This window comes from Pseudoalteromonas sp. S408 (genome assembly GCF_005886645.1).
In the GTDB taxonomy this organism is placed as follows: Bacteria; Pseudomonadota; Gammaproteobacteria; order Enterobacterales; family Alteromonadaceae; genus Pseudoalteromonas.
The window spans coordinates 1-15,218 of record NZ_PNDY01000003.1; the positions used below are offsets into that span (position 1 = coordinate 1).

Here is a 15,218-nt window from a genome sequence, read left to right on the forward strand (position 1 = left end):
CCCTGATTTTGTCTCTGCCCCCTTCGCCTTCGACGCTCTTGGCTCCGTTTTTCTCTATTTCTTACGGGGGAGTTTAGTCTCCGCCGCACTTGCCTTCTTTTTTACCTTTTGCGTCGCCGCCACATTTACCTTCGCCGCACTTACCTTCTTTTTTACCTTTTGCGTCACCGCCACATTTGCCTTCACCGCACTTTCCTTCGGCAGCATCTAATTGGTAACCAGAAACAAGTTGCTGAAATTCAAACGGGTTTGCTTGTACATCGGCAGATACAAAACTCGCAGAACCCACGACTACTGCACCTAATGTTAATGCGATTGTATTATTTTTTACTGTATTCATTATATTTGCTCTCTATACTCAATGTGTGTAAATCATCGCAATGTAAATATCGTTTTAAATTGCGTGTATGTTTAAGTAGACCTGTGATGAAATAAAAACTTTCATTTTTATTTTATTTAATCGAAAAAATTTGCATCATGCGTTCTCGCTTTAACTATGAGTAACAATTACAGATTTATCAATATGCAATTTACAGGTAAACTAAGCACCTTATTTTTAAAATATAATCGCTTTATGAAACTTGTTTTAGCACCTATGGAAGGTGTTGTAGATTTTAAAATGCGCCAATTGTTAACTGACCTCGGTGGGTTTGATTTATGCGTGACCGAATTTGTAAGAGTGGTTCAAGCACGCTTACCTGAAAAAGTATTTTATCGATACTGCCCAGAACTAAATAATAATGGCTATACCCGAGCAGGCACCCCGGTGCGTATACAATTGCTTGGCCAAGAGGCGAATCCATTAGCTGAAAACGCAGTCAGGGCGATTGATTTGGGTTCTCATGGTGTTGACCTTAATTTTGGATGTCCTGCGAAAACAGTTAACCGCAGCCGCGGTGGTGCCGTTTTGCTTAAAGATCCCGAGCATATGTATACCATAATTAAAGCAGTTAGAGATGCGGTAGATTCAAAACATGAAGTGAGTGCAAAGATACGTTTAGGATTTGATGACGACAGTAAAAGCCAAGAAATTATTGATGCGGTTGTAAGTGCTGGTGCTAATAGCGTTGCGATTCATGCCAGAACAAAACGCGATGGATACAACCCGCCAGCATATTGGGAAAAGATACCGCCTATAATAAAAGGAAAAAATATTGCTGTTGTTGCAAATGGTGAAATATGGCAAGTTGAAGACGCAATGCTATGCCAAAAAAGAAGCGGTTGCAGTGACTTAATGCTTGGCAGGGGCGCACTATCTCACCCTGATTTAGCAAAAAAAATAAAAGCGCATGTCAACAATGAGCACTATGAGGGTTTAGAGTGGGAGCATGTTCTCTATCACTTAATTCACTCAGCTATTCATCATGATCCAGCTAAAGATGAAAAATATTTTGCATCTAGAACTAAACAATGGCTAGGTTATTTAAAGCGTCAATACCCACAGGCAATAACGTTATTTGATGAAATTCGTAGGTTAAAAACCAAAGAAGACGTATCTGCAGTTTTAAAAAAATATGCAAAAGCACCACAACTTGATTCAAATCATGACAGTTAATTAAATGCAATTAGATAATAACAGTATAACGAGCAGTTAATGTAAAAGGGTTATGCTGATAATGAACCACCAAAAGCGCTTATATGATGAACTAACACAAGTTAAATCAAACATACTTGTTATGCTTTCTAAATCGTCTCATCCTGACCACCAAGGTTTAATCACAACATTAAGACATACAGCAAATAATGAATGGTTAGACCTTGCTGCAAAGAAGCTCGGTCCTGAGTATGCTAACTTAATTAACCGTATGACTATGCTAGAGGCCGCAGTGAGTCAAATTGATATAGGTCAGTATGGCTACTGTTGTGATTGTGAAGAAAAAATCGCAACGGCGTTGCTTCAAGAAGACCCAGCAACACAACGTTGTACAACGTGCGACATTAAAAGGACATCGAACTAATTATTGAAAGTCATAAGCTATAACCCTCTTTAGTTGGTGCCTGCTGAGCTTTTGAGGTTAAAATTTGTTTAAACGGGGTACGAAATTTATTGGCCTATAGGCAAAGTAAAACCTCTGTACCCTACTCATGCCAGTTAACGAATTGTACTTAAGGCAACTAATAATAAGCTGCCCTAGGACGGGCTAAAAAAAAGAAGCAACCCATGTTTAAAATATACGCTGCGTAATTACCTATTAAATGATAGGTATCTTCACCCAAGGCTTTGCCTTACCAAAAGTCTCGGCAGATAAAAAATCCTAGATTAATGACAAACCTGTCCACAAAAACTAAACGATTGACCTGGATAAAGAATAATATCTTCAACTAAGTATTGCGCGGTCTGTTCTGGCACTTTAAGACGCTTTGATAAATTAACTTTAGCCTGAGCAATCGTCCATGCGTGGTAATGAATACCTATATCTGTTTCCATCATTGCAAGCATGAGCAACTTATCCTTATTAGACAATTTTGCTTTGCTAGCCATAGCGGGCAAATCTAAGTAATGTGCTTGCCAGTCAAGTCCATTAATCAATGGCTCTTCAGATAAATACTGCACTACAAACGATTTAATATGATTTTGTGCAAATTTGGCATTAATAACTGCACTTTCCAGAACTTTAAGTTTTTCGTTAATAATAACAACCCACTCTAGAGGTGAATTAACTGCACTACCATAATAATTGAGTTTACTCTGATACCACTCTGAACCATTAGAAAGCCCTCTTAAACCAACACTTCCTCGAGGCTTATAGTTGGCCAAATAGTTAGAAAAGGCCCTGATGTGGCTTTTAATTGCCCCTTGTGTAGCCTTGTTTTCAATAGCTTGCGCTACATATTCCTGTAGTAAAGCATACTCTAACTTATTTAGTTTTAAATTACTTTGCTTAGCAATTTCTAACTTAGCTTGGGTAAATTTAAGCCACTTTATAGTCTGCTCAACAGTGCTAGTGGAGTGTTTAAATAAGCTCATATTATTTAAAACATTTACTTGGGCTGGCCAAGGAAAAAACCGCTCAGGAAACCGCTCTGCAATAACCAAATAATTAACTTGAGTAATTTGATTAGGTGTTAACTTCATCGTCATCAATTGCTGATAAATAGCATGACGGTTATCAAGATATTCGTTCGAATAAACGATATTTTCATCTGTAAATTTTTTATTATTTGTTCCCTCTTCTAATACCAACGCAGTATTTAAAGACTTTAAGGCGCTTCGTGCCTCATCAAAAGAACTAAAACTATCACTCTTATCAGTACAGCCAATCAGAAACGCACACAATAATAATGATAAAAAAAACGTTTTATACATAGTAATCCTAATAAAAAAAGCCCCAGAGGGGCTTTTTAAAAGTTGCTAATGTTAGCTAAAATTAAATTTTAACACCGTTGCGAGCGGCTTTATCTTTAATGTAGGTAGACCAACCTTTTGCAAACTTACGTGTGCGTGGGTCATCCATAGCTTTAACAATAGCAGCATAAGCTTGCTTATACTTGCCTTGGTAGTAATACGCTTCAGCTAAATCTGAATATATAGTCCCTTTTTTGTCAGAGCCAAGTTCTAACGCCTTGTTCAAGCGAACAACGGCAGCACTAAACTTCTCAGATTGTAAAAGTAATGAACCTGCTTTGCGGTAAAGCTCAGCGTCGTCATCAAATTTAGCAGCTTCTTCATAATACTTAGCAGCTTTCTCTATATCTTTAGAGCGATGATAGTTACTTGCAACCGCGTTGACATTTTGCTTAGTACGTTTAACTTTTTCTTCTTTAATTGCCTTTTCAAGCGTTACAGCCGCTTTGTAAGGAATTTCATTTAAAGAATAAAAGTTAGCAAGTACTTTATATTCAACTTCGTTTTCAAAGTAACCGTTTTTGAAAGCCACTTCCATTGTTGCAAGGCCTTTTTGATATTCTTCGGTTTGTAGGTAGTATTTACCTAAACCAACCCAAGCTTTCTTATCATCAGGCCAAACTTTAACAATTTCTTCACCCACTTTAACCATATTTGCATAATCTTTAGTTTCAAAGTATGCACCAAGTTTAAGCTGGTAAGGGCCTTTGTTAGGCTCTTTTTGAAGCGCTATTGCTTTGTTAGCAGGCTCAAAAACATCACTGAATTGCTCTAACTGAAAGTTAGCTTGCGCAATACGAGTATATACAGTTGGATCTTCCTCACCTGTGAAGTCCATCCATGCTGTGTATGCTTTTTTTGCTTCTTTGTATTTTTCAGTACCCGCGTACAAATCACCTAATAACTTAAGTGTTTGTTCGTGGTCTGCAAAGTTCAAAATATCAGGCGCTACTGCTAGCTTGCTGTATTTGATTGCATCAGCGTAGTTTTCTTTCTGCGCGTACATGCTACCTAAGTAACGATTTACAGTCGCTTTATCAAACTCATCTGAAGGGTCAATCTCTCTCAGCAATACAATCGCTTCGTCAACTTTTTCTTCGTTATACAAGTCAAACGCTTTAATTACTTTTTTACCAGTACGCTCGCCCATGATCTTAGTTTTTGCTTTCTTACGCTCTTCAATTTTCGCGTAATCTGGCGCCGCTAATACAGATGAACTTAAAGTTGCACCTGACACAGACATAAGAATTGCAAGAGCAGTTACTTTAGATAAATTTCTCATTACTCGCCTCCTTAGCCTTGGTTAAGTTTAAAATCTAGTTGAACTTGTAAACCAACTTGTTTTTGTGGCTTACCGTCAATGATTTTCGGACGGTATTTCCACTTACGAAGTGCACGTTTAGCTTCACGGTCAAAGATACGTTTAGGCTCTGCGTCGATTACATCAACATCAATAACCCCACCTAACTCATCAATTGTGAACGAAAGTTGTACCCAACCTTCTTTACCATCACGCGCTGCTTGCGTTGGATATTTTGGTTCAATACGAACGATAGGTGTCGCATCACCATCTCGTCCAAATGCACCTGGACCACTTAGTCCACCAGCAGAACTCCCTACGTCGATGCTTGGCATGTTAAATGACATTGCACCTGGGTTAGGATTAGTATCCGGCTGTGGCGGCTGCGGTTTAGGCGGCTGCTTTGGCGGTGGCGGAGGCGGAGGCGGTACACGCTTCCTCTCCTGCACCTTAGATTCAGGCGGATTCGTCATAATTTCGACTATGATCTGCTCTTTTTGTTCCGTATTACGGTCAGCCCCACCAGAGATGAGGTAAGCCATGAAGTAGAACAAGCCGAAAGTAACTGCCCCACCTGCAATCAGTGAAAACAGAAAACGAATCATTACTGATCTCCAGCTATTGAAATTCTTAGGTTATCGCCCGTCGCTTTAATCTGGTCCATAACTTTAACCACTGTGCCGTGTTTTGCTTCTTTATCAGCTTGCAAAATTACAACGTCAGTAGGTTGTTCTGCTAATAAGCTTTCAATCTTCGCTGAAACACGTTCAACGTCAACTTGCTGCTTATCAATCCAGATTGCGCCATCACTACGTATAGCAATAAAAATGTTAGCATTTTTTTGCTTCGTAGCTTGGGCAGCTTTAGGTTTATTGACCTCGATACCAGCCTCTTTAACGAACGATGTAGTTACGATAAAGAAAATAAGCATGATAAATACGATGTCAAGCATTGGTGTCATATCTACCGCTGCTTCTTCTTCTTCACGAAAACGTTGTTTACGTGCCATATTTAATTCTCTCTCTAGTGATGAGGCATGCTATCTACAAGTTTGGCTTTCACCATTCTCGCTCTTGCCTCAAGGCGTGAGCTAAAGAAAACTCCAGATAGTGCCGCAACCATTCCAGCCATTGTTGGGATTGTTGCCATTGAAATACCTGATGCCATTAAACGTGCATTACCAGTACCTTGAGTTGCCATGGTTTCAAAAACCGCGATCATACCCGTTACAGTTCCAAGTAAGCCTATTAAAGGACAAACAGCTACTAATGTTTTAATCAACAACATACGCTGATCTAATTTTTCAGACGCTTCAGAAATCCATGCTTCACGGATTCTGTGTGCGTACCAAGACGTAGTGTCTTGGCGGGCATCCCACTTTGCAACAATATCCTTCGTTAAACGAGGAAACTCTGCAAGTAAGAACCAATAGCGCTCAATCATTAAAACCCACATCAGAAAGAGTGCTATCGCGACCACGTATAAAACCTGGCCGCCTGTGCCAACAAAATCCCTGATAGATTCCCATATCTCCATCAGGACTAGCATTAGGCTTTCTCCTTCTCCGCGTGAGTAGCGATGATACCAGCGCTTTGCTCATCAAGGATATGTAATACCGACTTACTACGACCTGCAACAATAGAGTGCAATAGGATAAGTGGTAGTGCTGCAATTAGACCTAGCGCTGTAGTTACAAGTGCTAGAGAGATGTTACCAGCCATGATCTTCGGATCGCCCGTACCGAACAATGTGATTGTTTGGAACGTTAAAATCATACCGATTACTGTACCTAGTAGACCTAGTAATGGTGCGATAGCAGCAAGGATCTTGATGATGTTGATACCAGCTTCAACACGTGGAGTTTCACGTAGAATCGCTTCATCAAGTTTAAGTTCAAGGTTTTCAACATCTTGAGACTTGTTGTCATGATACACTTTAAGAATACGACCCAGAGGGTTGTTTGTATTCGGTGTAGACAAGTTCTTAAGTTGTGATTTGATCTTAGAAGTAGTAAGCGCTAAGTCAATGAAACGAACTAAGAAGATTAATAGGCCTACAGCAAGTAATACAGTGATGATGTAACCAACTTCAGCACCTTGCTCGTAGTATTCCATTAACGTTTTCTTCTGCGTATTAATACGTAAGATAGCACCGCGTGTAGGGTCAATGTAAACGCCCGCGTAGCTATCAGAAGACGTTGCTTCTAGGTTAGAAATGCCATCTAGAATGTAGCTATCAGGTTGTTTACCTAAAGGCTGGATAGACTTTGTTTCTGGTGAATAGATTAAGTAACCTTCGTCAGCAACTAAGTTAAAGTTACCAATACGAGTGATTTTCTTAACCGCAGTGTTTCCGTCAAGACCAGCAACTTCAGATTCAAAAGTAGAAACTTTTGCTGACTCTGTCATTTCTGTTTGAAGTGAAATCCAAAGCTCTTCTAACTCACGAACTGTTGGAAGTTCTTTAGCGGCTGCTAGTGAACGAAGTACTTCAGCACGGCCTGGTTTTTCAGCACTTACTAAAGATGCTTCAATTGAACCAATTGCGTCTTGCGCTGCACGACGTACAACACCAAACATCTCACCTAACGTACCTTGCGCGTTTTGTAGAGCTTGCTCTTTTTCCGCTAAAGTATTTTCGTTTTGTGCATATTGCTTAGCTAAAGAGTCACCACGTGCTTTTTCAGCAGCTAGTTGGCTTTTCGCTTTATTAAGTAAAGATTGCTTGTCAGCACGCTCTGATAAGAACTCTTGCTCACGTTGCTTGTTGATTTTACCTTCAGAGATACGCTCTTGCTTAACTTGCTCAAGAATTTTGTCTAAAGCGTCAGTGTTTGCGTGTGCGTTAAGCGCGGTACCTGCAGAAACAGATAGTACTGCTGCAACAGCAAAACCTTTAAATAGTTTCTTCATTATTGATTACTCCGCGCCAAAGATTGGTAGTTTAACAAGTTCTAGTGTCGCTTGCTTACGTGCCATGCGGATCACTTCTTTAACAGGTTTTAGGTATTCTTCACCTAATTCTTTCCACTGTTTAGTGTTGTTATCCCATACCCAAGCATGTTTCAAGTCAAAAGACTGAGCAACATAAGTAATACGACCTAAACGACCGATATCTACGTTGATGTTTTTGCCATCAATTTCCAGCGTACCTTGAGAAGCAGTTACTGCAGAGCTGTATGCTGTTTCAACTGTGTAAGCTTCAAGAACCTGACGGAATTTTTCAGACGTAGTAACAGAAGCTGATGCCATAATGTCACGAAGTCTTTCAACACGGCCTAGGCGCGTTTCAAGATTGAATGGAACGTCCGCTTTGATGAATTGCTCAAGCGTATCGATCATGCGATACATCAAAGGCACAACGTTTTGTTTAGTGTTATCGATAGTCGCGATTTGACGATCGAACGATTCAATCGATGCATTTTGGTCAGCGACCAAACGTGCTACGTGATCGTTGTACACTTTCATAAGTTCAGTCTCATCAACGATGCTACGGTACTCAGCGATTAGCTCTTGAGTTTGACCGTATACATTGTCAATTTTAGTTTGAGACTTAACAGCAGCCTTTTGAATTGTTTGACCTGCTTTTTGCACGTCATTCAAAGGATCTGCAATCACATTGCTGCTTGCAAATGCAAAAGCGCCAACCAACGCAGTTGCTACAAGACTCTTTCTGATTTTAACAGACATAGTTCCCAACCAATTAAGTAATGTTACTTTTATAATTTAATTATCCTCCGAAGAGAACAACCCTGATATCTTTTAATAGATATCAACCTTTCAATAATGCTAAATGCAATAAGCGCTGTCAACTTGATGTTGGAGGTAATTAGCAAATAAATCACCTACCGATGGACCACATTAAAGTAGCACCAATAAAATGTTAACATTATTGCAACCAACTGTATTATCAACACTCCTAGCAAACCCCAATAAGGTTGATGTTTGACTGGATAGACCTCTAAACAAACAACATAAATGCAACATTTAGTTCAAACTAGATATATGTAAAAAAAAAATAAAAACATTTAAAAAAAAACTCTTTTAGAGGCTCTATTTGACGTTTTTTTATCATTTTTTAGCACTTTAACTCAGAAAAAGAACGGTTTAACGCACAAAAATCAAACGTTACACATATTGAAAGTTGTAAAGCTAATAGAGGGAATTCAATATCGAATTTGTGAAGGTTTTTTCGCACTCAAAAACTATAAGCAGCGTTCTAAACTGATGGACGAAATAAAATCTCATTAATGGCTTCGGCTAAATCAAAATTAAAACAGACTTTTTTTAGTTAATTATTTTCATGAAGCTTAAACCGAGTCTTTATCTATGTTGACTGTATATTACTTATTAGCTCACTATCCAAACTCAAAGTTTTGACGATTAACCATATAATCTAGTTTGAAGCTGAGTTTTGTAAATATTAATACTTTAAAACTTACAAGTTAACCTAGAAGAGTTACGAAAATATTAGAACTTTATAGGAAGCACAAAATTAATAATGCATAAATACTGTTTAGCATATTTAAATTGAAATCAGGTTTCTAACAAAATTAAGACATATAATGGTCTTTTGGAGTTTAGATATAAGAAATGAGCGCTATTAATGATTGGAGGTATTGAGCTTTTTTAGTATGAGAGCGTTTTAAGGGATGATGGTGAAACAGAGAACTGCTTCACCAAGATGAACATGAGTTCACATAATTAAAATTATGCTGCTTCAACGTTCTCAGCTTCAGGGCCTTTTTGACCTTGTTTGATGCTGAATGTCACTGCTTGACCTTCGCTAAGAGTGCGAAAACCAGAACCAGAGATTGCGCTGAAGTGTACAAACACGTCAGGACCGTTTTCTTGTTCAATGAAACCAAAGCCTTTAGCTTCGTTGAAAAACTTTACTTTACCAGAAACCGACATACTAAATTTTCCTGTAAGTCAATAATTAAAAATTCTGCCACGTTATTGTGGCAATAGCCTCCTTGAGTCAATGCTCATAAAAATAGAGGTATAGTACAGGAACAAGTAATAACCTAACTGGTAACCTTAAACGCAGCACAATATCCGTAAATTCAATTCATAAAAACTCAAAGCAAGGTAAGATTAACACATTCTATTTTTTTTCGCTCTATTAATTGAAAATAATTTCTAAAAAAACTTACCCCGTGAGTAAAAACAGATAAGACTTTGATTAAAATAAATAAAAATAAAATATTATTGTAATATTTATTACAAAACCCTAATAAAAATACAGCAATTGCTAACCCTTTACAGGCTAATTACTGTTCATACTAAAACAAACAAGAAATAATTATTAAGTAACAAGCCAATTTGCAGCTTTTTATACAAGCCTTGAGCCTAAATATTTACATACAAAAAAGCCGCTGTAGAAAGCGGCTCTTATTTCAAGTGCTTAATTTTACTTTAAAACAGCCCAATCAATTACAGATTCAGCTTTTATCGGTACTACTTCAGAATCACCAAGCGTATAACTTGCAGGCACAGTCCAAGGCGACTTTTGCAATGTAATTGTATCGCTATTGCGCGCTAAACCATAAAAGTCTGGGCCGAAGTGGCTTGCAAAACCCTCAAGCTTATCTAAAGCACCTGCTTCTTCAAAAGCTTCTGCGTAAAGCTCAATAGCAGCATGAGCCGTGTAAGCTCCCGCACAACCGCACGCAGCTTCTTTCTTGTCTTTATAATGAGGCGCTGAGTCAGTACCTAAAAAGAACTTTTTACTGCCACTAATAGCTGCAGCCATAAGTGCCTGTTGATGAATGTTACGTTTTAATATTGGCAAACAGTAATAATGAGGACGGATTCCCCCTGCTAACATGTGATTACGGTTGTACAATAAATGGTGTGCAGTAATCGTTGCCGCTACATTACTCGGCGCATTATTCACAAAATCAACCGCATCTTTCGTTGTTATGTGCTCCAGTACAATTTTAAGCTCTGGAAAGTCGTTAACTACATCCCCTAAAATGGTTTCTAAAAATACTTTCTCTCTGTCAAAAATATCAATTGATGAATCAGTTACTTCACCGTGAACAAGTAAAAGCATACCAACATCTTGCATAGCACTAAGCACTGAATATATATTTTTGACAGAAGTTACGCCAGAATCAGAATTGGTTGTCGCGCCAGCAGGATAAAGTTTAGCAGCAAAGACTTTGCCTGATGCCTTAGCTTTAATTATTTCTTCAGGTGTTGTTTTATCTGTAAGATATAAAACCATCAATGGTTCGAAGTTCCCTTGTGGCTTAGCTGCCATTATACGGTCTCTGTACGCTAAAGCAGTATCAGTACAGGTTGCTGGAGGAACCAGATTTGGCATTATAATAGCACGCCCCATATAGCGGCTAATATCTCGCACCGTATCTTTAAGCTGATCACCATCGCGTAAATGCACATGCCAATCGTCAGGTCGGGTAATTGTTAACGTTGTTACAGGGGTTGTATTATTACTGGTCATTACTTCATTCCACAGCTGAATTTTTGTGATCATAGGCATATGATCTTTTCGAGTAAAGATTTTATTAAAAATAATCAATGACTGATTTTCCCCATATTATTTACAGCTTTGTTAAAACGTTTATCGTTTTATTTTGTAGAAGCGTTAATATTAGGTTAACGTAGTTATTTGTGTGTAAAAAGAATAAATAATTTGCCTATGTCGAACGATATCGATACCTCTAAAGCGCTTGAATTAAAAACAGATCAACTCAGTATCATAAATCAGTTTTCATCAAGCCTATTACAACTCGACACATTAGATGAGCTATTTGAATATGTAACGACTCAAGTTGTGAATCGTCTTGGATTTGTTGACTGTGTTATTTACCTCGCTGATGACTCTGCGTCTAAGCTAAGCCTTGTTGCGTCTATGGGAGTCGATCGCCAAAGATACAAATACAAAGCCCAACGTAAAGTAATCAATTTTAATGAAGGTATATCAGGGTTTGTAGCAACCACAAAAAAGGCAATAATTTTGGGCGATGTCACAAAAGATAGCCGCTATATTGCAGACGAACGCCCTGCTCAATCAGAGCTTTGCGTGCCTTTAGTATATAAAGACCGTATTCTAGGTGTTATTGATTGTGAACACCCGGCTATGAACTATTTTACTAATGCGCACCTCGAAATATTAACAACAGTGGCACATCTTTTAAGCGCTAAAATAAACCAAGTTAACATGGTCAATAGCCTTCAATCGACTGTAGAACAATTGAACGATGCACAAAAGCTTGAAAACAGTCTTCTTCAAATAGCTAACTTAACCTATAAAGCCAGTGACTTAGATACATTTTTTGAATCTTTACACACTATTATTAATAGCTTATTACGAGCCGATAACTTTTTTATTGGGCTATACGATAAGCAAATCGACATTCTCGATATTGTTTACATTGTTGAAGCCGGAATACAAACAAACACACATCAAAAAATCTCCAAAGAGCAGCTTAAAGACACCGCGTCTTACTTTCTATTGCAAACAGATCAAGCCATGTTGTTAACAAAACAAGACTACATTGATCATATCGAGCAAGGTAATTTCAAATTAATTGGTCGCCAGGCTGAATCCTGGTTAGGCGTACCATTTAAAGCCAATGAACGAATGAGTGGGGTAATTGTTGTGCAAAGTTACCATGAAGCACATCATTATAATGAACACGATAGTTCACTGCTTACCTACGTGAGTAGGCAAATAAGCATGGCAATTGATAGACAGTTGGCTAGGCAGGAGCTTGAACACAAAGCTTTACATGATGGATTAACAGGGCTTGCTAATCGCTCTTTACTGATAGAAAGAATTAAGCATGCAATTTTACGCTTAACGCGTGTAAAAAAAGGCACTGTTCATGCCCTACTTTATTTAGACTTTGATCGATTTAAAAGCATTAATGACGCGCTCGGCCACGAAGTTGGCGACCATTTTTTAATTAAAATTTGTGAATTGATAAAAGGCACCGTTCGCAACACTGATACTTTCTCACGTTTGGGTGGCGACGAGTTTGCTATTTTAATGGAAAACATAACTCATCGTAATCAAGTCAAAGAAGCGCTCAACCGTATACAAGAAGCGCTCTCTCAACCAATAAATGTTGATGGCCATTTATTGCAAGCCTCAACCAGTATAGGGATTGCCTATACCGATAACGTTGACGATAAAGCCTACCTCTTATTGCAACAAGCAGATGCTGCTATGTACGAGGCTAAATCAACAGGGCGTGGGCAAGTTAAATTTTTCAACAATACAATGAGAAAAAAACTCAAAACCCACGCCGACATCGAAAATGATTTACAACTTGGTATTGAACAAAATGAATTTGAGCTCTATTTTCAGCCCATTTTTACTATTTTAGAAAGCCACGTTATTGGCTTTGAGGCACTTGTTCGTTGGCACCATCCTAAAAAAGGATTTGTTTCTCCCAATGACTTTATTCCTATCGCAGAAAAAACAGGCCAAATAATTAACCTCGATTTACATCTACTCGATTTAGCCGCACAGCATATTTCAAAATGGCATCAACAAGGACACCGTTTTTTAAAAGTCACTGTGAATGTATCATCGCGTCATTTTGCAAGCCTAGATTTTGTAGCTCAAATCCATGCTATTTATAACAAATACCAGTTGCCATTAGGGTCTTTGTGCTTAGAAATAACAGAGTCTGGATTAATAGAAAACTTAGAGCTTGCCACACAAATCATTGAAGGGCTCTCGCCGCTTAAAGTAAAACTGTGTCTTGATGATTTTGGAACAGGTTACTCTGCACTAGGCTACTTACATCAGCTGCCAATTCATATTCTGAAGATAGATAAAAGCTTTATTGACCACGTACAAGATTCAACAAACCCTCTGGTTGAGGCTATTTTGTCACTCGCTAAGTCGTTAAAACTTGAAGTTGTTGCTGAAGGCATTGAGACTATTGGACAGTTAGAAACTTTACAAGCTACGCACTGTGAATACGGACAAGGTTACTTAAAATCAAAGGCAGTTACCGCACATGAAGCTATATTACTAATTAATAAACCACTTTAGCCTCAATACATAATATCACCGATAGATATTAAGCCTAGCAGCTAGGTGATGTAGGTCTTTATGTATTAAAGCTTGTTCAAGCTAGAGGACCTTTGGGGTTTGAAACCTAGCGGGCTCGATAACTTGCCCCTGCGTTATTTTATTGGCTTACATTTATTTAAGGATAAGTAAAAGCTAAGCAAAGCTTTCGCGTCCTGTTCACGCCCCCTTTCCTTCAGCCATCTAAGCAAAAAAGCGTAAATAAACTTTAGGCAGAGCGCTTTAGGCTGAACCTGTTTGGCATTAATACTACGTTAACGCTAATTTATGGAAAACAACCACACTACATAGGCTCTGCCTTGCCAAGTACCATACAGGCTGCTGCAAATTCAACCTTGAAAGATTAACAGACCTAAAGCAGCTAAAAATTTTTTAAAACAGACACATTAACTTTTCATCATGAAGTAAATTAATACAAACAATAAAAAACCAGCTTTAATCTAGCAGTTTACGCTAAAAGTAAAATTTTTAATTAAAGAAAGTATAATTATTAGCAGATTTTGGACGTCTAGACGTTGAAACGTTTTTTATATAGGCGTAGTATTAAATAACAATAAGTACCGCTCAATTTTTTCATGAGAATTTTTAAAGATGATTGGCATAAAACATTTAAAAACTATTGCAACTCTCAAAGAAACAGGGTCTTTAGTTAATACCGCGAGAGAATTATTTTTAACTCAGTCTGCGCTGTCGCATCAAATTAAAGATTTGGAAAACAAGCTAGACTGTCAACTGTTCGAACGTAAAACACAACCTGTTCGGTTTACGCCACAAGGAATGTTATTGCTTGAATTAGCCCATGAGATATTACCTAAAATTGAAGCCACAAAGTGCCGTTTAAAAGAAAGTTTAAATCAGCCAATTTCACAATTACGACTAAGCGTTGAATGCCATGCGTGTTTTCACTGGCTACTTCCAACAATCAAAGATTTTAATAACTTTTGGCCAGATATAAAAATTGATTATGAACGTGGTTTTAGTTACGACGCTATTCCAGATTTACTGAACGATGAATTAGACTTAGTGCTAACATCAGACATCCGTGAACCCGATAAGCTAGAGTATGCTCATTTATTCGACTTTAAGTTAAAGTTAATTGTTGCACCTGATCACGATTTAGCTAAAAAAGCGTATGTAACCGCACTTGATTTAAAAAGCGAAACCATTATTTCATACCCTATTCCGCGTGAGCGCCAAGATATATTTAAGCACTTTATTCAAAACGCCCGCTTTGACGGCACACTTAAAAATGTTGATCAAGGCTTATTAATTTTTCAGCTAGTGAGCGCTGGAATGGGAGTAGCAGCATTACCTGATTGGTTGGTCACACCATACGAAAGCCAAGGACTGATAAAATCGATTCCACTGGGTGCACTTGGTTTAACTCGCCCAATGTACTTAGCAATGAAAAAAGACATGAAAGACAACCCCGTATATCGTCACTTTTTAAATACATGCAAACTAAATAACGGTCGATAAATCATTCATTAGTGAGTA

13 protein-coding genes and 1 pseudogene are annotated in these 15,218 nt (G+C 38.1%); 4 read left to right on the forward strand and 10 right to left on the reverse strand.

Annotated features, from left to right (window positions below; genetic code table 11):
• Positions 1-82 precede the first annotated feature (82 nt).
• Positions 83-340: pseudogene (locus CWB62_RS03515) on the reverse strand (HvfA family oxazolone/thioamide-modified RiPP metallophore); the annotation flags it as partial.
• A 234-nt stretch (positions 341-574) separates the two neighbouring features.
• Between CWB62_RS03515 and CWB62_RS03520 the strand changes: the two are divergent.
• Together CWB62_RS03520 and CWB62_RS03525 are read left to right on the forward strand one after the other, a co-directional pair.
• Positions 575-1,555: a tRNA-dihydrouridine synthase gene (locus CWB62_RS03520; RefSeq protein ID WP_058404470.1), complete on the forward strand. Its 981-nt coding sequence runs from the start codon at positions 575-577 to the stop codon at positions 1,553-1,555.
• Positions 1,556-1,616: 61 nt separating this feature from the next.
• Positions 1,617-1,958 (forward strand): TraR/DksA C4-type zinc finger protein, encoded by a 342-nt coding sequence (locus CWB62_RS03525; protein ID WP_058404294.1) that lies wholly within the window; start codon positions 1,617-1,619, stop codon positions 1,956-1,958.
• Between the two features lie 302 nt (positions 1,959-2,260).
• Here CWB62_RS03525 and CWB62_RS03530 read toward each other — a convergent pair whose 3' ends face one another.
• The 9 genes from CWB62_RS03530 to pyrC form a co-directional block, all read right to left on the reverse strand.
• Entirely contained in the window at positions 2,261-3,307 is a 1,047-nt protein-coding gene (locus CWB62_RS03530; protein WP_058404293.1) for a hypothetical protein, read from the reverse strand.
• A 61-nt stretch (positions 3,308-3,368) separates the two neighbouring features.
• Positions 3,369-4,628, reverse strand: coding sequence for a tetratricopeptide repeat protein (locus CWB62_RS03535; RefSeq protein ID WP_006792386.1), 1,260 nt, complete (start codon positions 4,626-4,628; stop codon positions 3,369-3,371).
• An 11-nt stretch (positions 4,629-4,639) separates the two neighbouring features.
• Complete coding sequence (locus tag CWB62_RS03540) at positions 4,640-5,251, reverse strand: energy transducer TonB (protein WP_010557583.1); 612 nt, start codon at positions 5,249-5,251, stop codon at positions 4,640-4,642.
• Complete coding sequence (locus CWB62_RS03545) at positions 5,251-5,655, reverse strand: ExbD/TolR family protein (protein WP_006792384.1); 405 nt, start codon at positions 5,653-5,655, stop codon at positions 5,251-5,253. Before CWB62_RS03545 ends, CWB62_RS03540 begins: the two co-directional genes overlap by 1 nt.
• A gap of 14 nt (positions 5,656-5,669) precedes the next feature.
• On the reverse strand, positions 5,670-6,194 hold the full coding sequence (locus CWB62_RS03550) for a MotA/TolQ/ExbB proton channel family protein (RefSeq protein ID WP_004588135.1): 525 nt from the start codon (positions 6,192-6,194) through the stop codon (positions 5,670-5,672).
• Entirely contained in the window at positions 6,194-7,558 is a 1,365-nt protein-coding gene (locus tag CWB62_RS03555; protein ID WP_006792382.1) for a MotA/TolQ/ExbB proton channel family protein, read from the reverse strand. Before CWB62_RS03555 ends, CWB62_RS03550 begins: the two co-directional genes overlap by 1 nt.
• Positions 7,559-7,564: 6 nt before the next feature.
• Positions 7,565-8,335: a DUF3450 domain-containing protein gene (locus CWB62_RS03560; protein ID WP_058404292.1), complete on the reverse strand. Its 771-nt coding sequence runs from the start codon at positions 8,333-8,335 to the stop codon at positions 7,565-7,567.
• A gap of 1,020 nt (positions 8,336-9,355) precedes the next feature.
• Positions 9,356-9,559 (reverse strand): cold-shock protein, encoded by a 204-nt coding sequence (locus CWB62_RS03570; protein ID WP_006792379.1) that lies wholly within the window; start codon positions 9,557-9,559, stop codon positions 9,356-9,358.
• A gap of 499 nt (positions 9,560-10,058) precedes the next feature.
• Positions 10,059-11,114, reverse strand: a complete 1,056-nt coding sequence (pyrC, locus tag CWB62_RS03575) for a dihydroorotase (RefSeq protein WP_058404291.1) — start codon at positions 11,112-11,114, stop codon at positions 10,059-10,061.
• Positions 11,115-11,312: 198 nt separating this feature from the next.
• Here pyrC and CWB62_RS03580 point away from each other — a divergent pair, with 198 nt between their 5' ends.
• Positions 11,313-13,682, forward strand: coding sequence for a bifunctional diguanylate cyclase/phosphodiesterase (locus tag CWB62_RS03580; protein WP_138530871.1), 2,370 nt, complete (start codon positions 11,313-11,315; stop codon positions 13,680-13,682).
• Between the two features lie 630 nt (positions 13,683-14,312).
• Positions 14,313-15,200 (forward strand): LysR substrate-binding domain-containing protein, encoded by an 888-nt coding sequence (locus tag CWB62_RS03585; protein ID WP_058404289.1) that lies wholly within the window; start codon positions 14,313-14,315, stop codon positions 15,198-15,200.
• The last annotated feature ends 18 nt before the right edge of the window (positions 15,201-15,218 follow it).